The organism is Enterobacter sp. DC1 (assembly GCF_000568075.1).
GTDB classification, from domain to species: Bacteria; Pseudomonadota; Gammaproteobacteria; order Enterobacterales; family Enterobacteriaceae; genus Enterobacter; species Enterobacter asburiae.
Genome location: NZ_AZUA01000002.1, coordinates 610,145 through 632,943, shown reverse-complemented (window position 1 = coordinate 632,943; position 22,799 = coordinate 610,145). Strand labels below are relative to the sequence as shown.

General features: G+C 57.3%; 23 protein-coding genes. 18 read left to right on the top strand and 5 right to left on the bottom strand.

Going from position 1 to position 22,799, the window contains the following annotated elements:
- Window positions 1-2: 2 nt before the first annotated feature.
- Complete coding sequence (locus tag P346_RS12785) at window positions 3-278, top strand: YfcL family protein (RefSeq protein ID WP_032659220.1); 276 nt, start codon at window positions 3-5, stop codon at window positions 276-278.
- Between the two features lie 97 nt (window positions 279-375).
- On the opposite strand, the gene mnmC is transcribed toward P346_RS12785, so the two are convergent.
- Complete coding sequence (mnmC, locus tag P346_RS12790; RefSeq protein ID WP_032659218.1) at window positions 376-2,373, bottom strand: bifunctional tRNA (5-methylaminomethyl-2-thiouridine)(34)-methyltransferase MnmD/FAD-dependent 5-carboxymethylaminomethyl-2-thiouridine(34) oxidoreductase MnmC; 1,998 nt, start codon at window positions 2,371-2,373, stop codon at window positions 376-378.
- A gap of 158 nt (window positions 2,374-2,531) precedes the next feature.
- On the opposite strand from mnmC, the gene fabB reads away from it, so the two are divergent.
- A complete protein-coding gene (gene fabB / locus P346_RS12795; protein WP_023312571.1) occupies window positions 2,532-3,749 on the top strand; it encodes a beta-ketoacyl-ACP synthase I in 1,218 nt (405 codons plus the stop codon).
- Window positions 3,750-3,956: 207 nt separating this feature from the next.
- On the top strand, window positions 3,957-5,135 hold the full coding sequence (locus P346_RS12800; RefSeq protein WP_032659215.1) for an MFS transporter: 1,179 nt from the start codon (window positions 3,957-3,959) through the stop codon (window positions 5,133-5,135).
- Between the two features lie 90 nt (window positions 5,136-5,225).
- Here P346_RS12800 and flk read toward each other — a convergent pair whose 3' ends face one another.
- Window positions 5,226-6,230 (bottom strand): flagella biosynthesis regulator Flk, encoded by a 1,005-nt coding sequence (gene flk, locus P346_RS12805; RefSeq protein WP_032659213.1) that lies wholly within the window; start codon window positions 6,228-6,230, stop codon window positions 5,226-5,228.
- 113 nt (window positions 6,231-6,343) lie between these two features.
- Between flk and pdxB the strand changes: the two genes are divergently transcribed.
- The 15 genes from pdxB to hisP all read left to right on the top strand — a co-directional run bounded on the left by pdxB (window position 6,344) and on the right by hisP (window position 20,448).
- A complete protein-coding gene (gene pdxB / locus P346_RS12810) occupies window positions 6,344-7,480 on the top strand; it encodes a 4-phosphoerythronate dehydrogenase PdxB (protein WP_032659211.1) in 1,137 nt (378 codons plus the stop codon).
- 67 nt (window positions 7,481-7,547) lie between these two features.
- On the top strand, window positions 7,548-8,561 hold the full coding sequence (locus P346_RS12815) for an aspartate-semialdehyde dehydrogenase (protein WP_032659209.1): 1,014 nt from the start codon (window positions 7,548-7,550) through the stop codon (window positions 8,559-8,561).
- Entirely contained in the window at window positions 8,561-9,373 is an 813-nt protein-coding gene (truA, locus tag P346_RS12820) for a tRNA pseudouridine(38-40) synthase TruA (protein ID WP_023312566.1), read from the top strand. The genes P346_RS12815 and truA overlap by 1 nt, the downstream gene beginning before the upstream one ends.
- A 28-nt stretch (window positions 9,374-9,401) precedes the next feature.
- Window positions 9,402-10,061, top strand: coding sequence for a DedA family protein (locus tag P346_RS12825; protein WP_032659206.1), 660 nt, complete (start codon window positions 9,402-9,404; stop codon window positions 10,059-10,061).
- A gap of 154 nt (window positions 10,062-10,215) precedes the next feature.
- On the top strand, window positions 10,216-11,121 hold the full coding sequence (gene accD, locus P346_RS12830; protein ID WP_023336427.1) for an acetyl-CoA carboxylase, carboxyltransferase subunit beta: 906 nt from the start codon (window positions 10,216-10,218) through the stop codon (window positions 11,119-11,121).
- A 70-nt stretch (window positions 11,122-11,191) separates the two neighbouring features.
- On the top strand, window positions 11,192-12,460 hold the full coding sequence (folC, locus tag P346_RS12835; RefSeq protein WP_032659204.1) for a bifunctional tetrahydrofolate synthase/dihydrofolate synthase: 1,269 nt from the start codon (window positions 11,192-11,194) through the stop codon (window positions 12,458-12,460).
- Window positions 12,450-13,142 (top strand): cell division protein DedD, encoded by a 693-nt coding sequence (gene dedD / locus P346_RS12840; RefSeq protein WP_023312562.1) that lies wholly within the window; start codon window positions 12,450-12,452, stop codon window positions 13,140-13,142. Before folC ends, dedD begins: the two co-directional genes overlap by 11 nt.
- Window positions 13,143-13,396: 254 nt before the next feature.
- Window positions 13,397-13,885 (top strand): colicin V production protein, encoded by a 489-nt coding sequence (gene cvpA / locus P346_RS12845; protein ID WP_000262116.1) that lies wholly within the window; start codon window positions 13,397-13,399, stop codon window positions 13,883-13,885.
- Between the two features lie 33 nt (window positions 13,886-13,918).
- The gene (gene purF, locus P346_RS12850; protein WP_024908947.1) at window positions 13,919-15,436 is read left to right on the top strand and encodes an amidophosphoribosyltransferase; all 1,518 of its coding nucleotides are present in this window, start codon (window positions 13,919-13,921) and stop codon (window positions 15,434-15,436) included.
- Between the two features lie 89 nt (window positions 15,437-15,525).
- On the top strand, window positions 15,526-16,095 hold the full coding sequence (locus tag P346_RS12855) for a UbiX family flavin prenyltransferase (RefSeq protein WP_032659201.1): 570 nt from the start codon (window positions 15,526-15,528) through the stop codon (window positions 16,093-16,095).
- A 291-nt stretch (window positions 16,096-16,386) separates the two neighbouring features.
- Complete coding sequence (argT, locus tag P346_RS12860; RefSeq protein WP_023312560.1) at window positions 16,387-17,169, top strand: lysine/arginine/ornithine ABC transporter substrate-binding protein ArgT; 783 nt, start codon at window positions 16,387-16,389, stop codon at window positions 17,167-17,169.
- A gap of 226 nt (window positions 17,170-17,395) precedes the next feature.
- Complete coding sequence (gene hisJ, locus P346_RS12865; RefSeq protein ID WP_032659199.1) at window positions 17,396-18,178, top strand: histidine ABC transporter substrate-binding protein HisJ; 783 nt, start codon at window positions 17,396-17,398, stop codon at window positions 18,176-18,178.
- Window positions 18,179-18,266: 88 nt separating this feature from the next.
- A complete protein-coding gene (locus tag P346_RS12870) occupies window positions 18,267-18,953 on the top strand; it encodes a histidine ABC transporter permease HisQ (RefSeq protein ID WP_032659196.1) in 687 nt (228 codons plus the stop codon).
- Complete coding sequence (locus P346_RS12875; RefSeq protein WP_008502590.1) at window positions 18,950-19,666, top strand: ABC transporter permease; 717 nt, start codon at window positions 18,950-18,952, stop codon at window positions 19,664-19,666. The genes P346_RS12870 and P346_RS12875 overlap by 4 nt, the downstream gene beginning before the upstream one ends.
- Before the next feature lie 8 nt (window positions 19,667-19,674).
- Entirely contained in the window at window positions 19,675-20,448 is a 774-nt protein-coding gene (gene hisP / locus P346_RS12880; protein ID WP_023312558.1) for a histidine ABC transporter ATP-binding protein HisP, read from the top strand.
- Window positions 20,449-20,894: 446 nt separating this feature from the next.
- Here hisP and P346_RS12885 read toward each other — a convergent pair whose 3' ends face one another.
- The 3 genes from P346_RS12885 to folX are packed head-to-tail and all read right to left on the bottom strand — an operon-like array spanning window position 20,895 to window position 22,724.
- Window positions 20,895-21,404: a GNAT family N-acetyltransferase gene (locus tag P346_RS12885; protein ID WP_032659192.1), complete on the bottom strand. Its 510-nt coding sequence runs from the start codon at window positions 21,402-21,404 to the stop codon at window positions 20,895-20,897.
- 44 nt (window positions 21,405-21,448) lie between these two features.
- Entirely contained in the window at window positions 21,449-22,342 is an 894-nt protein-coding gene (locus P346_RS12890) for a TIGR01777 family oxidoreductase (RefSeq protein ID WP_032659190.1), read from the bottom strand.
- Window positions 22,343-22,355: 13 nt separating this feature from the next.
- Window positions 22,356-22,724, bottom strand: a complete 369-nt coding sequence (folX, locus tag P346_RS12895) for a dihydroneopterin triphosphate 2'-epimerase (protein WP_023312555.1) — start codon at window positions 22,722-22,724, stop codon at window positions 22,356-22,358.
- Window positions 22,725-22,799 lie beyond the last annotated feature (75 nt).

Below are 22,799 nucleotides of genomic sequence, written 5' to 3'. Positions count from 1 at the left end.
AGATGATCGCAGAATTTGAATCACGCATTCTGGCGTTAATTGATGACATGGTGGAACACGCCAGTGATGATGAGCTGTTCGCCAGCGGTTATCTGCGTGGTCACCTGACGCTCGCGGTAGCCGAGCTGGAAGCGGGGGACGATCACTCTGCCGACGCCGTTCACGCCGAAGTGGCCCGCAGTCTGGAGAAAGCCATTCAGGCCGGAGAGCTCTCTCCGCGCGATCAGTCTCTGGTGCTGGGCATGTGGGACACTTTGTTCCAGCAGGCTAAACGCTAAGTCATCGTATTTCGCCCGGTGGCGCTGCGCTTACCGGGCCTGTGAATATCCCCTCTCCCTGTGGGAGAGGGGTAGGGGGAGGGCACCAGACCGCACCCTACTTGACCTTCTTCCCCTTCAGCAGTTTCCGTACCCACAATCGATTCGGATTCAGACCCGCAAGCGTAACTCTGTCCAGCGGGATCGGCTCGCCGCTCATTTGCGCGGCTAAAACTTCTGCCAGCAGCGGTGCGGAACACAGCCCGCGAGATCCTAATCCACCCAGCATAAACAGCTCCGGATACACCGGCGAGGCCGCCGCCGTTTCCTTGCGTTCAGCAAGATCCTGATAGGCCTCAAGCGTCGCCTCATAGTCCGGCACATTTCCCGCCATCGGCAAATGATCGCGGGTGGCACAGCGCACGCCGCAGCGCGCGTCACCCTCGCTGACGTCAACCTCTTGCGCCCACGCCGCATCCGGGAAACAGTCAATCAGGCGCTGGCGGTTCTGCGCCTGATTCGCGTCGCTGTAGCGCATATTCGTTTCGCCACGATGGTAGCTGGCCCCGATGCAGTGATGGCCGTTAGACGGATTTTGCGGCGTCAGATAGCCGTCATAGCACAGTACCTGACGCAGTTTGCTCAGTTCAGGCGCGGAAGGAATATGGCTTACCTGGCCGCCGACGGGATAAACCGGCAACGTCTCTGTCTGGATAAACTGGCTGATGTTATGCCCGTTTGCCAGCACAACGCTGGCATGGCTCGCCGCTTTTCCATCGGCAAAACGCAGATTCCAGCGCTCGCTTCGGCTCAGCGATTCAACGGTGTAAGAATAATGCGCCGTCAGCCCGCGCGACTGCGCCAGGGCAATGACCGCCGCGGTCAGTTCAGCCGGGCACAGCCAGCCGCCGAGCGGATACTGAATGCCCCCACAGCCGGTTTCCACGCCAGCGGTCTCTGCCACCTCTTGCGCGCTTACCGCGCGGGCAATCTCGTCAGGCAGGCCCAGCGACAGCATCTGCGTGATTTTTTGCTGGCTCTTTTCATCCCAGCCGAGCTGCGTCACGCCGCACCAGTCATGGTCGAACGCCACCGGCAGGGCATCGTACAGGCGACGGGCGAAGGTAAACGCCGCCGGGAAAAACCGGAACAGAGCCGGGTCGTGCGCGCTTAAAAGCGGATAGAGCGCACCCTGGCGGTTGCCGGACGCGCCGCCTGCTGGCGCGTCGTCAGCACAGTAGAGCGTGACCTGCCAGCCGCGGTGGAGAAGCGCGAGCGACAGCAGAGCGCTGGCGATCCCCCCGCCGACTATCGCCACCTCACGGGATGCGCTGGCGCCGCGTGCAAACCAGGGTGCACTAGCGGGGATATCCAGCGTCTGCTCCATTCTGCCGACCAGCATGTCGCGCTTGCGGCCAAAACCTTTGGTTTTCTGCATGGTAAAGCCCGCCTCCTGCAGCCCGCGGCGGACAAAGCCTGCCGAGGTGAAGGTGGCAAGCGTTGCGCCAGGACGCGCCAGCCGGGCCATCGCGCTAAACAGATGCTGGCTCCACATGTCCGGGTTTTTGGCGGGGGCAAAGCCGTCAAGGAACCACGCGTCCACCGTCTGGTTCATCGAATCGTCGAGCGTATCGGTCAGGTCATTGATATCGCCAAGCCATAAATCCAGCGTCACGCGTCCGCCGTCCAGAATCAGACGGTGGCAGCCGCCGATGTGGGGCGGCCACTGCGCCTGAAGCTGCTCCGCCCAGGCTGCAAGCTCTGGCCAGCGCTGATGGGCGAGCCGCAGATCGTGCGCGGTGAGCGGGAATTTTTCAAAACTGATGAAATGTAATCTTTGTAGCGTAGCCTCAGGGTGGGCAGCGTGAAACTGGTCAAACGCCTGCCAGAGGGTCAGAAAATTGAGCCCGGTGCCGAATCCGCTTTCCGCGACCACAAACAGGCTCCGCGGATGCTCCGGGAAGCGGGTGCTGAGCTGGTTTCCGTCGAGGAAAACATAGCGAGTTTCTTCGAGTCCGTTATCATTAGAAAAATAGACGTCATCAAAATCTCGGGAAACAGGTGTACCCTCAGCGTTGAATTCGAGGTTGGCGGGTTGTATAGCGTTTTGTTTCACGTAAGTTACTCGTCTGACAGGCAGTGGCACGATCTTAACGATGTGAGTCCATCGGTGCAAATTTCCGCAGAAAATGTCTGATCGGACTTGTTCGGCGTACAAGTGTACGCTATTGTGCGACTCGAAACTTACTATAGTGCGACTTACAGAGGTATTGAATGAAACGTGCAGTGATTACTGGCCTGGGCATTGTTTCCAGCATCGGTAATAACCAGCAGGAAGTCCTGGCATCTCTGCGTGAAGGACGCTCCGGGATCACTTTCTCTGAAGAGTTTAAAGATTCAGGTATGCGTAGCCACGTATGGGGTAACGTCAAACTGGACACCACCGGTTTGATTGACCGCAAAGTGGTTCGTTTCATGAACGATGCCTCTATTTATGCTTATCTCTCCATGCAGGAAGCGATCAAAGATTCCGGCCTGAGCGAAGAGGTTTATCAGAACAACCCGCGCGTGGGTCTGATCGCCGGTTCCGGCGGCTCATCAAAAGCGCAGGTATTCGGCGCTGACGCAATGCGTAGCCCGCGTGGTCTGAAAGCAGTAGGTCCGTACGTGGTCACCAAAGCCATGGGTTCTGCGGTTTCCGCGTGCCTGGCGACCCCATTCAAAATCCACGGTGTGAACTACTCCATCAGCTCCGCGTGTGCGACTTCCGCACACTGCATCGGTAATGCTGTTGAGCAGATCCAACTGGGTAAACAGGACATCGTATTTGCTGGCGGCGGCGAAGAGCTGGGCTGGGAAATGGCCTGTGAATTCGACGCGATGGGCGCACTGTCCACCAAGTACAATGAAACCCCGGATAAAGCCTCCCGTACCTATGATGCGCACCGTGACGGTTTCGTTATCGCTGGCGGCGGCGGTATGGTTGTGGTTGAAGAGCTGGAGCATGCTCTGGCACGTGGCGCGCACATCTACGCTGAAATCGTGGGCTACGGTGCAACGTCTGACGGCGCCGACATGGTTGCGCCATCCGGCGAAGGCGCGGTGCGCTGCATGAAGATGGCGATGCACGGCGTTGACACCCCAATCGACTACCTGAACTCCCACGGTACCTCTACTCCGGTAGGCGACGTGAAAGAGCTGGGTGCGATCCGTGAAGTCTTCGGCGACAACAGCCCGGCGATCTCCGCGACCAAAGCCATGACCGGTCACTCTCTGGGTGCGGCTGGCGTGCAGGAAGCGATCTACTCTCTGCTGATGCTGGAAAACGGCTTTATCGCGCCAAGCATCAACATTGATGAGATGGACGAGCAGGCTGCAGGCCTGAACATCGTGACCAAACCTATGGACGCGACGCTGACCACCGTCATGTCAAACAGCTTCGGCTTCGGTGGCACCAACGCCACGCTGGTTATGCGTAAGCTGAAAGCATAAGTTTTACGTTTGATTCCGGAAGGGAGCCATAAGGCTCCCTTTTTTATGCATTGACAAGCGGCTGATCTCACAGGCAAACTTCACCTTTCAACATTATCCTCACGATAATGCGTAAGCGTTTAACGTCAACCAACGCACCTTAATCCTGATAGTCAGGTAGAGGGGGCGTGGCATTTTCCCGCCTTACTCTTCATTTCGGAGTAAAGCATGACTGCAGTAACTCAAACAGAAACAACCCCTTCAGCGAACGTCTCGCTGTTCCGTATCGCTTTTGCGGTATTTCTGACCTATATGACCGTTGGCCTGCCGCTGCCGGTGATCCCGCTGTTCGTTCATCAGGAGCTGGGCTATGGCAACACCATGGTCGGCATTGCCGTGGGCATTCAGTTTTTAGCCACGGTATTGACCCGCGGTTACGCCGGACGGCTGGCGGATCAGCACGGTGCAAAACGCTCGGCGTTACAGGGGATGTTTGCCTGTGGGCTGGCGGGCGGCGCATGGCTGCTGGCTGCTCTCCTGCCGGTAGACGCCGCGTATAAGTTTGCGCTGCTGGTGCTGGGCCGTTTAATCCTTGGCTTTGGTGAAAGCCAGCTGCTGACCGGGACCCTGACCTGGGGAATGGGGCTGGTGGGGCCTGCACGCTCCGGTAAGGTGATGTCCTGGAACGGTATGGCCATCTATGGCGCGCTGGCCGCAGGCGCACCGCTTGGGCTGCTGATCAATAGCCAGTTTGGGTTTGCGGCGCTGGCCGCAACCACGATGGTTTTACCCCTGCTGGCGTGGGCGTTTAACGGCTCGGTGCGTAAAGTGCCCGCGCACAAAGGCGAGCGACCTTCCCTGTGGAGCGTGGTCGGCCAGATCTGGCAGCCGGGTCTTGGCCTGGCGCTGCAGGGCGTGGGTTTTGCGGTGATCGGTACCTTCGTCTCGCTCTATTTTATGAGCCGCGGCTGGGCGATGGCCGGTTTTACGCTCACCGCGTTTGGCGGCGCGTTTGTGCTGATGCGTGTCTTCTTCGGCTGGATGCCGGATCGCTTCGGCGGCGTGAAGGTCGCGGTAGCGTCGCTGGTGATTGAGACTATCGGTCTGCTGCTGCTGTGGAATGCACCCGTGGCCTCCGTTGCGCTGCTTGGTGCGGCGCTAACCGGCTGCGGCTGTTCACTGATCTTCCCGGCGCTGGGCGTTGAAGTGGTGAAGCGCGTGGCCCCGCAGGTGCGCGGTACGGCGCTGGGCGGCTATGCGGCGTTTCAGGATATCTCATACGGAGTAACCGGACCGCTGGCAGGGGTGTTAGCCACCTCGTTTGGTTATCCGTCCGTCTTCCTGGCCGGTGCGGTTTCTGCGGTGGTTGGGATCGTGGTGACGCTGGTGGCGTTTCGCAGGACTTAAGCCGTTGTTGCCGGGTGGCGGCGGTGCCTTACCCGGCCTACGGTTCGAGCTGCTGTAGGCCCGGTAAGCGCAGCGCCACCGGGCAAAACCTCAGGCAACCAGCCAGAAAATCGCCAGCGCAATCAGTAGCGCAATAAACATCAACCCCGGACGCGCAGAGAGCGTTCTGAACGTCTCCACGACCGGCGCAAACAGCGGGCTGTAGATCGGCTGAATGTTTCTCACCTCCGGCACGCCGCCCTCGCGCTCGGCGCGACGAACGAAGATTTGATTGAGCAGATCCTGCACCTGCGCGGTGGTCAGTATCGTTTGCGGCGTGGCCTGCCAGTTTTGCTGGGCGTAATCCCGGATGACTTCAAACTCGTGCGGCTCAAGCGGCTGCTTCAGCGCCGCCTGGACGGTATGCAGGGTAGGGGCATTCTGGGTGCTGAGCGTCTGGCGCGCCTGGAGCCAGGTCACCAGATGCGTAAACTGTTTGGCCGGGATCAGCTCACCTGCCTTCACGCCGGACAGCTCCAGCATGGATTGCCAGATAAGCTTCGTCGGTTCGCCGGTGGCCGCAGCCAGCTTCGTCACCATCTGCTTGAGCGTGTTGTGCTCGGCTGGCAGCAGCGGACGCTCGGTTGCCGGGCGCACCTGAGGCTGCGGAATAGACAGTTCGTTGTTCTGCAGCAGGGTCAGCACGGTTTTGAGCTGGTCGGGCGTCAGCTGGCCCAGCGCGGTCTGACCATACTGCTGGCGAATAAAATCGCTCACCGCCTGGCGGTTATTGCCCTGACCCAGCAGCTCCGTCAGCTGAGCGACAATCTGGCGCGTGGTATGGTTCTGCTGCGCGGTATTAATACGCTGGTTCAGGTTTTGCTCGGCAGCAGGGAAATGGCGCGACTGCAGCGGTGCGTCGTTCCTCACGCCTAAATCATGCTTTACCCCGGCCCAGACTTCCGCGTTTTGCTGTGAAGTCAGCGCAATCAGGCGCGTGATCAGTCGCTCCAGCACGGTGCGCTGTTGCGTGGATAGCGGTTGTTCACCGGCAACGTTTGGCGTGACGGGGCCTTCACCCGGAGGGCGTGGCGGCGTACCTGAAATGGGCTGCATCGTCAAAAATCCTTAAAGTCAAAACTCAGCGTAAACCAGGCATACATATATGCCTGGCGGCGAGATTATGGCACACTTGGCAGGTTTTCTTCCTCTCAAACAGGTACTCAGACGTGAAAATCCTCGTTGATGAAAATATGCCTTACGCCCGTGAGCTGTTTAGCCGCCTGGGTAACGTTAAGGCTGTCCCTGGTCGCCCGATCCCGGTCAACGAACTGGATGACGCAGACGCGCTGATGGTGCGCTCGGTGACTAAAGTAAATGAGGCGTTGCTCGCTGGTAAAGCAATTAAGTTTGTCGGAACCGCAACGGCAGGGACCGATCATGTGGATGATAAATGGCTGAAGCAGGCCGGAATCGGTTTTTCCGCGGCGCCGGGCTGTAACGCCATTGCCGTTGTGGAATACGTTTTCTCCTCCCTGCTGATGCTGGCCGAGCGCGACGGCTTTGCGCTGAAGGACCGCACCGTGGGGATTGTCGGCGTGGGTAACGTCGGCGGGCGCCTGCAAAAGCGCCTGGAAGCGTTAGGGATCCGCACGCTGCTGTGCGATCCGCCGCGTAAAGACAACGGCGATGACGGGGATTTCCGCTCGCTGGATGAGCTGGTTGAACAGTGTGACGTGCTGACGTTCCACACGCCGCTGTTTAAAGAGGGGCCGTATAAGTCTCTGCATCTTGCTGACGAGGCGCTGATCCGTCGTCTGAAGGCTGGCACTATTCTGATAAATGCCTGCCGTGGTCCGGTCGTCGATAACGCCGCGCTGCTGACATGCCTGAACGAAGGACAAGACCTCAGCGTGGTGCTGGACGTCTGGGAGCCGGAGCCGGATCTCAACGTTGAGCTGCTTAACAAGGTGGACGTGGGCACGGCGCATATCGCCGGTTATACCCTCGAGGGGAAAGCGCGCGGCACGACGCAGGTCTTCGAGGCCTACAGCGCTTTCATCGGCCATCCGCAGCAGGTGGCGCTGGATACCTTACTCCCCGCGCCTGAATTTGGCCGCATTACCCTGCACGGTCCGCTCGATCAGGCAACGCTGAAAAGGCTGGTGCATTTGGTGTATGATGTGCGCCGCGATGATGCGCTGCTGCGTAAAGTGGCGGGGATCCCGGGTGAGTTTGATAAGCTGCGCAAGAACTACGTTGAGCGCCGCGAGTGGTCTTCCCTGTATGTAATATGCGACGACGCCCCGGCGGCGACGCTGCTGCATAAGCTGGGATTTAACGCCGTTCATCACCCGGCGCATTAATGTCTTCTTAATGCTCCCTGTTGGATACTCCGACAGGGACGCTTTTTTATTTCTGGAGTAAACCACCATGTCTGAAGGCTGGAACATTGCCATTTTAGGTGCCACGGGTGCCGTGGGCGAAGCCCTGCTCGAAACCCTTGCTGAGCGTCAGTTCCCGGTGGGCGATATCTATGCGCTGGCCCGTACCGACAGCGCAGGTGAGCATCTGCGTTTTAACGGTAAATCCGTCATGGTCCAGGACGCGGCCGCGTTCGACTGGACGCAGGCGCAGCTGGCGTTTTTCGCCGCGGGCGCTGAAGCGACGGCTGCGTACGTTGAAGAGGCGACCAACGCAGGCTGCCTGGTGATCGACCTTAGCGGCCTGTTCTCAATGGAGCCGGATGTGCCGCTGGTGGTGCCGGACGTGAACCCGTTTGTGCTGGCTGACTACCGCAACCGTAACGTTATTGCGGTTCCGAACAGCCTGACCAGCCAGCTGCTGACCGCCCTGAAACCGCTGATCGACGACGGCGGCCTGTCGCGCATTTCCGTCACCAGCCTGCTGTCCGCGTCCGCGAACGGCAAAAAGGCCGTTGACGCCCTGGCCGGGCAGAGCGCGAAGCTGCTGAACGGTATCCCGATTGACGAAGATGATTTCTTTGGCCGTCAGCTGGCGTTTAACATGCTGCCGCTGCTGCCGGATCGCGAAGGGTCTGTACGCGAAGAACGTCGTATCGTCGATGAAGTGCGTAAAATTCTGCAGGACGATGGCCTGATGATCTCTGCGAACGTCGTGCAGTCCCCGGTCTTCTACGGCCACGCGCAGATGGTAGGTTTTGAAGCCCTCCGTCCGCTGGCAGCAGAAGAGGCGCGCGACGCGTTTGGCCGCGGTGAAGACATCGTGCTCTCCGAAGAGAGCGAGTTCCCGACGCAGGTTGGTGATGCCACCGGCAGCGCGCATCTTTCCGTTGGCTGCGTGCGTAACGATTATGGCATGCCGGAACAGGTTCAGTTCTGGTCCGTCGCCGATAACGTTCGCTTTGGCGGCGCGCTGATGGCGGTCAAAATCGCTGAAAAACTGGTGCAGGAGTACCTGTACTGATGTCAGACGTGGAACAAAAGCCGGTCCATAGAATTGCCCTCGGAATTGAGTACGATGGCAGTAAATATTATGGCTGGCAGCGTCAGAACGAGGTGCGCAGCGTTCAGGAGAAGCTGGAGAAAGCGCTCTCTCAGGTGGCAAACGAGCCGATTAACGTCCTGTGCGCGGGCCGAACGGACGCCGGAGTTCACGGCACGGGGCAGGTGGTTCACTTTGAAACCACCGCCGTGCGTAAGGATGCCGCCTGGACGCTGGGTGTAAATGCGAATTTGCCTGGTGACATTGCTGTGCGCTGGGTAAAAGCTGTGCCGGATGATTTTCACGCGCGCTTCAGCGCCACGGCGCGTCGCTACCGTTATGTCATCTACAACCAGCGCCTGCGTCCGGCGGTGTTAAGCCAGGGCGTGACGCATTTTTATGAGCCGCTGGATGCGGAACGTATGCATCGCGCGGCGCAGTGTCTGATTGGTGAAAATGACTTTACGTCGTTTCGTGCGGTGCAGTGTCAGTCCCGTACGCCGTGGCGCAACGTTATGCACATAAACGTCAGCCGTTTTGGCGCGTATGTGGTGGTGGATATCAAAGCCAATGCCTTTGTACATCATATGGTTAGGAATATTGTGGGCAGCCTGATGGAAGTGGGTGCCGGACACCAGCCGGAGAGCTGGATTGCAGACCTGCTGGCAGCGAAGGACAGAACGCTTGCGGCAGCCACGGCGAAAGCGGAAGGGTTGTATCTGGTCTCGGTGGACTATCCGGATCGATTTGACCTGCCGAAACCGCCAATGGGCCCGCTATTTTTAGCGGACTAAACAAAGGTGCAATTAGGGCTTAGACAATATGGACGTAATTCGTTTTTTGATTGATTTCATCCTGCATATTGATGTTCACCTGGCGGAGCTGGTCGCGCAGTATGGCGTCTGGGTCTACGCCATTCTGTTCCTCATTCTGTTTTGTGAAACCGGACTGGTCGTTACCCCATTCCTGCCAGGGGATTCACTGCTGTTCGTTGCCGGGGCGCTCTCGGCGTTGCCCACTAACGATCTGAACGTGCATCTTATGGTTGTGCTGATGGTGATTGCCGCCATTATCGGTGATGCGGTCAACTATACGATTGGACGGGTGTTCGGTGAGCGGCTGTTTAGCAATCCTGATTCGAAAATTTTCCGTCGCAGCTATTTAGACAAAACCCATGCGTTCTATGAACGCCATGGCGGGAAAACCATTATCCTTGCGCGTTTTGTGCCTATTGTGCGCACATTTGCACCGTTTGTGGCGGGAATGGGGCATATGTCCTATCGTCATTTTGCGGCATACAACGTGGTTGGCGCGCTCCTGTGGGTACTGCTGTTTACCTACGCAGGCTATCTGTTTGGCGATCTTCCGATCGTTCAGGAAAATCTTAAGTTGCTGATTGTAGCGATTATTGTGCTTTCCGTACTGCCGGGCGTTATCGAAATCATTCGTCACAAACGTGCGGCGGCAAAACAAGCGAAGTAAATGCACGCTGGCGGTTCGACCACTTTTTTATCCAAAGTTTCGGGCTGTTATGTTTTAATGTGCAACATTCATGGTCTGTTGGAGGCAAAAATGGCATTATTCGCCTCTTATAGCAAAACTGGCATACGACCAGGTTCAGGCAGAAAGGTTATCAATGAGCTGGATTGAACGAATTAAAAGCAACATTACCCCAACTCGTAAAGCGAGCATTCCTGAAGGGGTATGGACGAAGTGTGATAGCTGCGGTCAGGTTCTGTATCGCGCAGAGCTGGAGCGCAACCTTGAGGTGTGTCCGAAGTGTGACCACCATATGCGTATGTCGGCGCGCAACCGCCTGCATAGCCTGCTGGACGAAGGCTCTCTGGTAGAGCTGGGTAGCGAACTCGAGCCAAAAGACGTGCTGAAGTTCCGCGATTCCAAAAAATACAAAGATCGTCTGGCCTCTGCACAGAAAGAGACCGGCGAGAAAGACGCGCTGATCGTCATGAAAGGCACCCTGCATGAGATGCCGGTTGTCGCCGCTGCCTTTGAGTTCGCCTTTATGGGCGGCTCAATGGGCTCCGTGGTCGGTGCGCGCTTCGTGCGTGCCGTTGAGCAGGCGCTGGAAGACAACTGTCCGCTGATCTGCTTCTCTGCCTCCGGCGGCGCGCGTATGCAGGAAGCGCTGATGTCGCTGATGCAGATGGCGAAAACCTCTGCTGCGCTGGCGAAAATGCAGGAGCGCGGTCTTCCGTATATCTCCGTGCTGACCGACCCAACCATGGGCGGCGTCTCCGCGAGCTTCGCGATGCTGGGCGATCTGAACATCGCTGAGCCAAAAGCGCTGATCGGCTTTGCGGGTCCTCGCGTTATCGAGCAAACCGTTCGTGAAAAACTGCCGCCGGGCTTCCAGCGCAGTGAGTTCCTCATTGAGAAAGGCGCTATCGATATGATCGTCCGCCGTCCGGAAATGCGCCTGAAGCTGGCGAGCATTCTGGCGAAGCTGATGAATCTGCCAGCGCCGAACCCGGATGAGCCGCGCGAAGGCGTGGTGGTACCGGATCAGGAACCCGAGGCCTGATAACTGAAAAGGGCAGGGCCGGTTGGCGCTGCCCTTTTGCTTTCTAATCTGTTAATGACAACCGGGCATTATGGAAAATAAAAGCATTCCCCAAGCCACGTCGCCCCTGGCCGCGTGGCTTTCTTATCTGGAAAACCTGCACAGTAAAACCATCGATATGGGGCTTGAGCGCGTAAGCCAGGTCGCCGCGCGTCTTGATGTGCTCAAACCGGCACCTTTCGTATTCACCGTCGCGGGCACCAACGGTAAAGGCACGACCTGCCGCACGCTGGAATCTGTCCTGATGGCCGCGGGTTACAAAGTTGGCGTGTACAGCTCTCCACACCTGGTCCGCTATACCGAGCGCGTTCGCGTGCAGAACAGCGAACTGCCGGAATCGGCGCATACGGCGTCGTTCGCGGAAATTGAAGCCGCGCGCGGTGAGATCTCATTAACCTATTTTGAATACGGCACCCTGTCGGCGCTGTGGCTGTTCAAACAGGCGCAGCTGGACGTGGTGATCCTGGAAGTGGGTCTGGGCGGACGTCTTGATGCGACCAATATGGTGGATGCGGACGTGGCGGTGGTTACCAGCATCGCGCTGGACCATATCGACTGGCTGGGACCGGATCGTGAAAGCATTGGCCGCGAGAAGGCAGGTATTTTCCGGGCGAATAAACCCGCCGTAGTCGGCGAGCCGGACATGCCGCACACCATTGCTGACGTTGCAAACGAGAAGGGCGCGCGTCTGCTGCGCCGCGGCGTTGACTGGCATTATGAGGTTCAGGATAACGGCTGGCGCTTCAGCGATGCCCAGGGCGCGCTGGACAACCTGCCGCTACCGCAGGTGCCGCAGCCGAACGCGGCAACCGCGCTGGCGGCACTGCGTGCCAGCGGCCTCGCGGTCAGCGAGCAGGCGATCCGCGACGGTATTCAGAGCGCAATTCTGCCCGGGCGTTTCCAGATTGTCAGCGAGTCACCGCGCCTGATTCTGGACGTGGCGCATAACCCGCATGCAGCGGCGTATCTCGCGGGACGTCTCAAATCGTTACCAAAAACCGGGCGCGTGCTGGCGGTTATCGGTATGCTTCATGATAAAGATATCGGCGGGACGCTGGCCTGCATGGAGAGTGTGGTCGATAGCTGGTATTGTGCTCCACTGGAGGGGCCGCGCGGCGCGACGGCTGAGCAGCTGATGGAACATCTCGGCAAAGGCGCAATCTATAGTAGCGTGGCTCAGGCCTGGCATGCCGCGATGGCGGATGCTAAACCAGAAGATACCGTGCTGGTGTGTGGTTCATTCCACACGGTGGCACATGTCATGGAAGTGATGGACGCGGGGAGAACCGGTGGCGAGTAAGTTTCAGAACCGTTTAACAGGAACCATTGTGCTGGTCGCGCTCGGGGTGATTATACTCCCGGGTCTGCTCGACGGGCAGAAAAAGCATTATCAGGATGAGTTTGCCGCTATTCCGCTGGTCCCTAAACCGGGTGACCGCGATGAGCCGGATATGCTGCCCGCGGCGACGCAGGCGCTGCCTGCTCAGCCGCCGGAAGGGGCGGCGGAAGAGGTGCGTGCAGGCGATGCCGCCGCACCGTCGCTCGATCCGTCACGCCTGGCGGCAGCGAGCAGCAGCGATATCGATCCGGTGCCGGTAGAGCAGCCTAAACCTGTTGAAAAACCGAAGCCGGTTGAGAAGCCGCAGCCGCAGCCGAAACCGCAGCGGGATAAAGCCGCAGAGCAGCTGGCTGCCGCGTCAGAAACCCCGCCGCCGGCAAAACAAGACGCGGCACCGACCGGAAAAGCGTACGTTGTACAGCTCGGCGCGCTGAAAAATGCCGATAAGGTCAACGAGGTCGTGAGCAAACTGCGCAGTGCGGGATATCGTGTTTACACTTCACCTTCCACGCCGGTGCAGGGTAAAATTACCCGTATCCTCGTGGGGCCAGAAGCGTCCAAAGATAAGCTTAAAGGTTCGCTCGGTGAGCTGAAGCAGATCTCCGGCCTGAGCGGTGTGGTGATGGGCTACAGCGCGAACTGATAAGATCTACCCCTCACCCTAACCCTCTCCCCGGAGGGGCGAGGGGATGGTTTGCTCCCTCTCCCTTGAGGGAGAGGGCTGGGGTGAGGGGGAACGGCAGACGTCCAAAGAGACGTAATGAGCCAACGGCGTTGAACATTTTTTCAGCGCCTTTTTTATTTACGCGCGGGAAGGAAATCCCTACGCAAACGTTTTCTTTTTCTGTTAGAATTCGCCCCGAACTGGATGACAGGGCGTTAAATCGTGGGACACATATGGTCTGGATTGATTACGCCATCATTGCGGTGATTGGTTTTTCCTGTCTGGTTAGCCTGATCCGTGGCTTTGTTCGTGAAGCGTTATCGCTGGTAACCTGGGGTTGTGCTTTCTTTGTTGCCAGTCATTACTACACTTACCTGTCTGTCTGGTTCACGGGCTTTGAAGATGAACTGGTCCGAAACGGAATTGCCATCGCGGTGCTGTTTATCGCAACGCTGATTGTCGGCGCTATCGTGAATTACGTGATAGGTCAGCTGGTCGAGAAAACCGGTCTGTCAGGAACGGACAGGGTGCTCGGGATCTGTTTCGGGGCGTTACGAGGCGTGCTGATTGTGGCCGCGATCCTGTTCTTCCTGGATACCTTCACCGGGTTCTCCAAAAGCGAAGACTGGCAGAAATCGCAGCTCATTCCTGAGTTCAGCTTCATCATCAGATGGTTCTTTGACTATCTGCAAAGCTCGTCGAGTTTTTTGCCCAGGGCATAAACCCTGAGATGTGGCTTAACGAGGAAAAGACGAATGTGCGGTATTGTCGGTATCGCCGGTTTCATGCCGGTAAACCAGTCGATTTATGACGCGTTAACGGTGCTTCAGCACCGTGGGCAGGATGCTGCGGGTATCATCACCATTGATGCAAACAACTGCTTCCGTTTACGCAAGGCCAATGGCCTGGTAAACGATGTGTTTGAAGCCCGCCATATGCAGCGTCTGCAAGGTAATATGGGGATCGGTCACGTTCGTTATCCTACTGCTGGCAGTTCCAGCGCCTCTGAGGCACAGCCTTTTTACGTCAACTCACCGTATGGCATCACCCTTGCTCATAACGGCAACCTGACCAACGCGCATGAGCTGCGTAAAAAGCTGTTCGAAGAGAAACGTCGCCACATTAACACCACCTCTGATTCTGAAATCCTGCTCAATGTGTTCGCCAGCGAGCTGGATAACTTCCGTCACTACCCGCTGGAAGCAGACAACATCTTTGCTGCCATTGCCGCGACAAACCGCCAGATCCGCGGCGCGTACGCCTGCGTGGCGATGATTATCGGCCACGGAATGGTCGCCTTCCGCGATCCAAACGGCATTCGTCCCCTGGTGCTCGGCAAGCGCGACCTTGGCGATGGCCGTACCGAATATATGGTTGCCTCTGAGAGCGTGGCGCTGGATACCCTGGGCTTTGAGTTCCTGCGTGACGTTGCGCCGGGCGAAGCGGTCTATATCACCGAGAAGGGCCAGCTGTTTACCCGCCAGTGTGCCGATAATCCGGTCAGCAACCCGTGCCTGTTTGAGTACGTTTACTTCGCCCGCCCGGATTCCTTCATCGACAAGATTTCCGTCTACAGCGCGCGCGTCAACATGGGCACGAAGCTGGGCGAGAAAATTGCCCGCGAGTGGGACGATCTCGACATCGACGTGGTGATTCCTATCCCGGAAACCTCCTGCGATATCGCGCTGGAGATCGCCCGCATTCTGGACAAGCCGTACCGTCAGGGCTTCGTGAAGAACCGCTACGTTGGCCGCACCTTTATCATGCCGGGCCAGCACCTGCGCCGTAAGTCCGTGCGCCGCAAGCTGAATGCCAACCGTGCGGAATTCCGCGACAAGAACGTTCTGCTGGTGGATGACTCCATCGTTCGCGGCACCACCTCCGAGCAGATTATCGAGATGGCGCGCGAAGCGGGTGCGAAGAAAGTCTATCTGGCTTCTGCCGCGCCGGAGATTCGCTTCCCGAACGTGTACGGCATCGATATGCCAACCGCCAACGAGCTGATCGCTCACGGCCGTGAAGTGGATGAAATTCGCCAGATCATCGGTGCCGACGGCCTGATTTTCCAGGATCTGAACGATCTCATCGACGCCGTGCGTGCCGAGAACCCGGAAATTCAGCAGTTTGAATGCTCGGTGTTCAACGGTATTTACGTGACCAAAGACGTTGACCAGCAGTACCTCGACTATCTTGATTCTCTGCGCAACGACGATGCGAAAGCCGTTCAGATGCAGAACGATCTTGAAAGCTTAGAGATGCACAACGAAGGTTGATGGTCCGGCAGGTGAGGGCGAACGCCCTCACTTGCAACTCCCCGCAAAATCCTGCACAGTCTGCCCTGAAATCAGTAAGGGCGAAAATCATGAAACGACTCATTGTTGGGCTTAGCGGCGCCAGCGGCGCGATTTACGGCGTACGTCTGTTACAGGTTCTGCGTAACGTGGCGGAAGTTGAGACCCATCTGGTGATGAGCCAGGCGGCGCGGCAGACCCTCTCTCTGGAAACCGATCTCTCCCTGCGTGATGTTCAGGCACTGGCGGACGTGGTTCACGATGCCCGTGATATCGCCGCCAGCATCTCCTCAGGCTCGTTTAAAACGGCCGGCATGGTTATCCTGCCCTGTTCCATTAAAACGCTCTCAGGCATTGTGAACAGCTATACCGATACCCTGGTAACGCGCGCGGCGGATGTGGTGCTGAAGGAGCGTCGTCCCCTGGTGCTCTGCGTGCGGGAAACGCCGCTGCACCTCGGCCACCTGCGTTTGATGACCCAGGCCGCTGAGCTTGGTGCCATCATCATGCCGCCGGTACCGGCGTTTTATCATCGCCCGACCTCGCTGGATGACGTGATTAATCAGACCGTTAACCGCGTGCTGGATCAGTTTGACATCGACCTGCCTGAAGATCTCTTCATCCGCTGGCAAGGGGCCTGATTCTGTGCACAAACAGAGTGCATGAAAAGAGACGTTGCCCTGTTTCAGGGCAATTATGCAACGGCGATCATATCCTCGACATTTAATTCGTTTTTTCCCTTTTTCTCTTTCCGGTTCGTTCGGCAGACCTGCTATCTTTCACCATTAAGGCAATATCGCAACGTTTTATTAACATATTTAACGTCGAAGTTTTGACCAGACGGCAATGTGGCATAAGACCTGCAAGATGAAGCCTGCAACACAACACACAACACAATACATAATAAAATCACGGTACTTGAGGGTAAATGTATGAAGAAGACGGTTCTGGCTCTGTCTTTGCTCGTGGGGTTAAGTGCGGCAGCAGGTAGCTACGCAGCGCTTCCACAGACGGTTCGTATCGGTACAGACGCAACCTACGCGCCATTCTCTTCCAAGGATGCGAAAGGCGATTTCGTGGGGTTTGATATCGATCTGGGAAATGAAATGTGCAAACGCATTGCGGTGAAATGCACATGGGTGGGCAGCGACTTTGACGCGTTAATCCCGTCGCTGAAAGCCAAGAAAATCGACGCCATTATCTCTTCTCTCTCCATCACCGAAAAACGCCAGCAGGAGATTGCCTTCTCTGACAAGCTCTACGCCGCGGATTCTCGCCTGATTGCGCCGAAAGGTTCCCCGATTAAGCCAACCATCGACTCGCTGAAAGGCAAGCATGTTGGCGTGCTTCAGGGCTCGACTCAGGAAGGTTATGCCAATGCCACCTGGCGTGAAAAGGGTGTAGACGTGGTGGCTTACCAGAACCAGGATCTGATTTACTCTGACCTGGCCGCAGGCCGTCTGGATGCCGCATTCCAGGATGAAGTTGCCGCGAGCGAAGGCTTCCTGAAACAGCCTGCGGGTAAAGACTATGCGTTTGCAGGCCCGTCGGTAAAAGACAAAAAATACTTTGGCGACGGCACCGGTATTGGCCTGCGTAAGGATGATACCGAGCTGAAAGCCGCCTTCGACAAAGCCTTTGCAGAGCTGCGTAAAGACGGTACTTACGACAAACTGGCGAAGAAATACTTCGACTTCAACGTATACGGTGAATAGTAGCTGGCGCTAACGCACCGCAAAGGTGCGTTACGGGAGCGGTTGACCCAATGCGGTGCATTTGTTGCACCGTATTGGATCGCTTTGTGCATACTTACGCATTTATAATGCAAAAATTCCCGCCTGAAGGGCATTAGTCTTTGCCTGACAGAGGGGATTGATGGCACATTAGCACCACCCCGTCGTCGTAAAAATCCCGTATGAAGACAGTTTGTTGAGGACAAATATGAAAAAACTCGTGTTGTCACTATCTCTGGTGCTGGCCTTTTCCAGCGCCACCGCGGCATTCGCAGCCATTCCGCAGAAAATTCGGATTGGTACCGATCCAACCTATGCGCCGTTCGAATCGAAGAATTCAAAGGGTGAACTGGTCGGTTTTGACATCGATCTGGCCAATGAGCTGTGCAAACGCATCAAAGCACAGTGTACCTACGTTGAGAACCCGCTGGATGCGCTGATTCCGTCCCTGAAAGCGAAAAAAATCGACGTGATTATGTCCTCGCTCTCCATCACCGAAAAACGCCAGCAGGAGATTGCCTTCACCGACAAACTCTACGCGGCCGATTCTCGTCTGGTGGTGGCTAAAGCTTCTGACGTTCAGCCAACGCTGGAGTCCCTGAAAGGCAAACGCGTCGGCGTGCTGCAGGGCACCACGCAGGAAACTTACGGTAACGAACACTGGGCGCCGAAGGGGATTGAAATCGTCTCCTACCAGGGCCAGGAAAATATCTACGCTGACCTGACGGCAGGCCGAATTGATGCGGCATTCCAGGATGAAGTCGCGGCAAGCGAAGGCTTCCTGAAAACGCCGGTGGGTAAAGATTACAAGTTTGGCGGCCCGTCCATTAAGGACGTGAAGTTGTTTGGTGTGGGCACCGGTATGGGCCTGCGCAAAGAAGACAACGAGCTGCGCGAGGCGCTGAACAAAGCGTTTGCTGAAATGCGCGCTGACGGCACCTACGACAAGCTGGCGAAAAAGTACTTTGATTTTAATGTTTACGGCGGCTAATCGCCCCGTCAAATAACGTGCGGCCCCTCCCGCTGCGGGAGGGGATAAGACACGGTTCCACCACTCACGATACGACAGGGCTCGCGGTATGCTGTACGGATTTTCTGGCGTTATTTTACAGGGCGCGCTTGTCACCCTTGAGCTGGCTATCAGCTCCGTGGTGCTGGCGGTGCTGATAGGTCTGGCAGGCGCAGGGGCGAAGCTTTCGGCTAACAAACCGCTGGCGCTAATTTTTGAAGGCTACACCACGCTTATTCGCGGCGTTCCCGATCTGGTGCTGATGCTGCTTATCTTTTACGGTCTGCAGATTGCGCTGAACAGCGTAACGGACGCGATGGGCATGGGACAAATTGATATCGACCCGATGGTGGCCGGTATTATTACCCTCGGTTTTATCTACGGTGCCTACTTCACCGAAACCTTCCGCGGTGCCTACATGGCCGTGCCGAAGGGCCACATAGAGGCGGCAACCGCATTTGGTTTTACCTCTTCACAAACGTTTCGCCGGATTATGTTCCCGGCCATGATGCGTTATGCGCTTCCGGGTATCGGCAACAACTGGCAGGTTATCCTCAAAGCGACGGCGCTGGTCTCGCTGCTTGGTCTGGAAGACGTCGTGAAAGCGACTCAGCTGGCGGGCAAGAGCACCTGGGAGCCGTTCTACTTTGCGGTGGTCTGCGGCATGATTTATCTGGTCTTTACGACCGTCTCCAATGGTGTGCTGCTTCTGCTCGAGCGTCGCTACTCCGTGGGTGTGAAGAGGGCTGACCTGTGATTGAGATTATTCAGGAATACTGGAAATCCCTGCTGTGGACGGATGGCTACCGCTTTACCGGCGTGGCGATTACGCTCTGGCTGCTGATCTCCTCCGTGGTGATGGGCGGCATTCTGGCGGTGTTTCTTGCCATTGGCCGCGTGTCGAACAATAAATTTATCCAGTTCCCGATCTGGCTGTTTACCTACGTGTTTCGCGGTACGCCGCTGTACGTGCAGCTGCTGGTGTTCTATTCGGGGATGTATACGCTTGAGATCGTAAAAGGCACAGAAATGCTGAATGCGTTCTTCCGCAGCGGTCTGAACTGTACGGTGCTGGCGTTGACGCTCAATACCTGCGCCTACACCACCGAGATTTTCGCCGGGGCTATTCGCTCTGTCCCTTACGGTGAGATTGAAGCGGCGCGCGCGTACGGCTTTTCCTCAGTGAAGCTTTATCGCTGCATTATTCTGCCGTCGGCGCTGCGTATCGCGTTACCGGCTTACAGTAACGAAGTGATTTTGATGCTGCACTCCACCGCGCTCGCCTTTACCGCGACGGTGCCGGATCTGCTCAAAATTGCGCGCGATATTAACTCCGCGACCTATCAGCCGTTTACCGCGTTTGGCATTGCGGCGGTGCTCTATTTAATTATCTCTTATGTTTTGATTAGCCTGTTCCGTAAGGCTGAAAAACGCTGGTTGCAGCATATAAAACCTTCTTCGACGCACTGAGAAAGATGATGGCTGAGAACAAATTAAACGTTATTGATTTGCACAAACGCTACGGCGAACATGAAGTGCTGAAAGGGGTGTCGCTGCAGGCTAACGCAGGCGATGTAATCAGTATCATCGGCTCATCCGGCTCGGGTAAAAGTACCTTCCTGCGCTGCATTAACTTCCTCGAAAAGCCGAGCGAAGGCTCGATTGTGGTGAGCGGGCAGAATATTAACCTGGTCCGTGACAAAGACGGCCAGCTGAAGGTCGCAGATAAACACCAGCTGCGCCTGCTGCGTACGCGCCTGACGATGGTGTTCCAGCACTTCAACCTCTGGAGCCACATGACGGTGCTGGAGAACGTGATGGAAGCGCCAATCCAGGTGCTGGGCCTGAGCAAGCAGGAAGCCCGCGAGCGGGCGGTGAAATATCTGGCGAAAGTGGGTATCGACGAGCGCCAGCAGATGAAATATCCGGTGCATCTCTCCGGCGGTCAGCAGCAGCGTGTCTCCATCGCGCGCGCGCTGGCGATGGAGCCCGAGGTGCTGCTGTTCGACGAACCGACATCCGCGCTGGACCCTGAACTCGTTGGCGAAGTGCTGCGCATCATGCAGAAGCTGGCCGAAGAGGGCAAAACGATGGTGGTGGTGACGCACGAGATGGGCTTCGCCCGTAACGTCTCGAACCACGTTATCTTCCTGCATCAGGGGAAAATTGAAGAACAGGGCCACCCGGACGAAGTGCTGGCGAACCCGCAAAGCCCGCGTTTGCAGCAGTTCCTGAAGGGGTCTTTGAAGTAGATTTTGCCCTTCTCCCTCTCCCCGTGGGAGAGGGTAGGGGTGAGGGCATCAGACCGCAGAGCAGCCTAATCGCCCGGTGTCGCTTCGCTTACCGGGCCTACGGGCTGGATGTTCTCCCTTTCCCTGTGGGAGAGGGTAGGGGTGAGGGCATCGGACCGCAGAGCAGCCCAATCGCCCGGTGGCGCTTCGCTTACCGGGCCTACGGGCTGGATGTTCTCCCTCTCCCTGTGGGAGAGGGTAGGGGTGAGGGCATCAGACCGCAGAGCAGCCCAATCGCCCGGTGGCGCTTCGCTTACCGGGCCTACGGGCTGGATGTTCTCCCTCTCCCTATGGGAGAGGGTAGGGGTGAGGGCATCAGACCGCAGAGCAGCCCAATCGCCCGGTGGCGCTTCGCTTACCGGGCCTATAAAAACCGTAGGCCGGGCAAACGCAGTGCCGCCCGGCATTCAGGCCGCACCGCACTCCAGCCGATACACCCAGTCGTCATAGCGCACGCCGTCAATTTCATACGCCTTTTCCAGCACCTGCGTACGCACAAACCCTGCTTTCTCCAGCACCCGCACCGAACCGCCGTTGTCCGCCAGCACGTACGCGTTAATCGCTTTTACGCTGGTCCTGTTAAACGCGTAATCGCACACCGCGCGCAGCGCCTCGCTGGCAACCCCTTTCCCCTGCGCGGCAGGCACAACCGTATAGCCGATATCGGCCTCTTCACGATTCTCAGGGCTGATTTGCAGGCCAATATCGCCCAGCGGCGTATCGTCCTCCAGAGAGCGGATCACGAAGACATGCTCCGCCATCAGGCGCGCGGCAAACACGCGGCGGGTCTCTTTTTCCGGCGCGATGGCGGCCATGTAGCGCATGATGCTGCGATCTTCACGCAGCGAGCGGAAGAAGGCCCAGTCAGTGGGTTCGAAAGGAGTGAGGTGAAGCCGGGGAGTGGTGATCGTTGCCATTGTTACGCCATATCTTCGGAACATGGCCTGTCACTGTAACATATTCACCGCACCACATCCCCCAGCGCCTCTTCTAATTCATACCAGCGGAACGCAAACCCGGCCGCTTCCAGCCGTTTTGGCAGCGCCCGCTGTCCGCCCAATACCAGCACGGACGCCTCACCCATCATCAGGCGAATGACCGTAGCAGGCACGCGCAATATCGCCGGGCGGTGCAGGGCATGCCCCAGCGCGTGGGCAAACTGTTCGTTACGCACCGGATACGGCGCAACCATGTTAAACGGCCCGCGCAGATCGTTATCCAGCAGCCAGAGAATACCGTTGACCATATCGTCGATATGGATCCACGCCAGGTACTGACGACCATTGCCGATGGGGCCGCCGAGCCCGAGTCTGAAAGGGGGAAGCATCTTCGCCAGAATACCGCCTTTCGGCGCAAGCACGACGCCGGTCCGCAGCAGGCAGACACGGGTACGATCGCTTTGCGCTGCAGAGGCGATACGCTCCCACTGGGCGCAGAGCTTATGGGTAAACTCGTTATGGGGCGGCTCTTCCTCGGTTACCACCACCTCACCGAGATCGCCGTAATAGCCCACCGCTGAACCCGAAATCAGCACCGAAGGCGGGGTGTGGCTATTGCGGATCAGCTCGACCAGCTTTTCGGTAATGTTCCACCGGCTGCTGCATAACAGCTGTTTTTGCTCTTCCGTCCAGCGCTTATCGGCGATGGGTTCACCCGCGAGGTTAATAACGGCGTCGAAGCCGTCCAGATTTTGCTGCTCGGCCAGATTTTTCCAGATATCGATACCCGCCCCCAGCACCTGGCGCGCCTTCTCCGGGCTGCGCGTGACCACGGTGATGTCGTGATGCAAGGCCTGCAGACGCGCAATGAGGTGACGACCAATAAGGCCTGTGCCGCCGGTCAGCAAAATCTTCATATAACCTCCAGGTTTACGCCTGGCGTCGCCAGCTTAACGTCATGGAGACGGAATCGGCGTAGCGCAGGGCGTGAAGTTTATCGATCTCAACTTCAGCATAAGTGACCCAGTGATGTTCGCGTGCGATATCGAGCACATCCTGAGTTAATTTTTCCAGCAGAGAGAAGCGGTTATTCTCCACGTACTGAATGATGTTTTTGGTTATTGTGCGGTAGTTCAGCGCGTCGTTGATGTCTTCGCTGGCCCGCGCTTTGTCTGCGGGGTAGTGAATCACCACGTTAATGACAATATCCTGACGGTTGGCGATCTCTTCCTCTTTGATGCCGATGAAGGTGCGCAAGCGTAAATTTTTTATGCGAATAATAGCGTCTGGCTGTGACATTGCAGGTCTTCTCCGTGTCAGTATTTCCCGCTCATCATACATGAGAGGCTCGCGGGCACCCAGCCTCATAGAGGG

Bases quoted from the DNA above. Each gene is read 5' to 3' on its own strand.
- argT (WP_023312560.1), top strand. From the start codon at position 16,387: ATGAAGAAGACGGTTCTGGCTCTGTCTTTGCTCGTGGGGTTAAGTGCG.
- fabB (WP_023312571.1), top strand. From the start codon at position 2,532: ATGAAACGTGCAGTGATTACTGGCCTGGGCATTGTTTCCAGCATCGGT.
- P346_RS12855 (WP_032659201.1), top strand. From the start codon at position 15,526: ATGAAACGACTCATTGTTGGGCTTAGCGGCGCCAGCGGCGCGATTTAC.
- P346_RS12815 (WP_032659209.1), top strand. From the start codon at position 7,548: ATGTCTGAAGGCTGGAACATTGCCATTTTAGGTGCCACGGGTGCCGTG.
- P346_RS12890 (WP_032659190.1), bottom strand. From the start codon at position 22,342: ATGAAGATTTTGCTGACCGGCGGCACAGGCCTTATTGGTCGTCACCTC.
- truA (WP_023312566.1), top strand. From the start codon at position 8,561: ATGTCAGACGTGGAACAAAAGCCGGTCCATAGAATTGCCCTCGGAATT.
- hisJ (WP_032659199.1), top strand. From the start codon at position 17,396: ATGAAAAAACTCGTGTTGTCACTATCTCTGGTGCTGGCCTTTTCCAGC.
- P346_RS12885 (WP_032659192.1), bottom strand. From the start codon at position 21,404: ATGGCAACGATCACCACTCCCCGGCTTCACCTCACTCCTTTCGAACCC.
- folX (WP_023312555.1), bottom strand. From the start codon at position 22,724: ATGTCACAGCCAGACGCTATTATTCGCATAAAAAATTTACGCTTGCGC.
- P346_RS12800 (WP_032659215.1), top strand. From the start codon at position 3,957: ATGACTGCAGTAACTCAAACAGAAACAACCCCTTCAGCGAACGTCTCG.
- cvpA (WP_000262116.1), top strand. From the start codon at position 13,397: ATGGTCTGGATTGATTACGCCATCATTGCGGTGATTGGTTTTTCCTGT.
- flk (WP_032659213.1), bottom strand. From the start codon at position 6,230: ATGCAGCCCATTTCAGGTACGCCGCCACGCCCTCCGGGTGAAGGCCCC.
- hisP (WP_023312558.1), top strand. From the start codon at position 19,675: ATGGCTGAGAACAAATTAAACGTTATTGATTTGCACAAACGCTACGGC.
- P346_RS12825 (WP_032659206.1), top strand. From the start codon at position 9,402: ATGGACGTAATTCGTTTTTTGATTGATTTCATCCTGCATATTGATGTT.
- P346_RS12870 (WP_032659196.1), top strand. From the start codon at position 18,267: ATGCTGTACGGATTTTCTGGCGTTATTTTACAGGGCGCGCTTGTCACC.
- purF (WP_024908947.1), top strand. From the start codon at position 13,919: ATGTGCGGTATTGTCGGTATCGCCGGTTTCATGCCGGTAAACCAGTCG.
- folC (WP_032659204.1), top strand. From the start codon at position 11,192: ATGGAAAATAAAAGCATTCCCCAAGCCACGTCGCCCCTGGCCGCGTGG.
- accD (WP_023336427.1), top strand. From the start codon at position 10,216: ATGAGCTGGATTGAACGAATTAAAAGCAACATTACCCCAACTCGTAAA.
- P346_RS12785 (WP_032659220.1), top strand. From the start codon at position 3: ATGATCGCAGAATTTGAATCACGCATTCTGGCGTTAATTGATGACATG.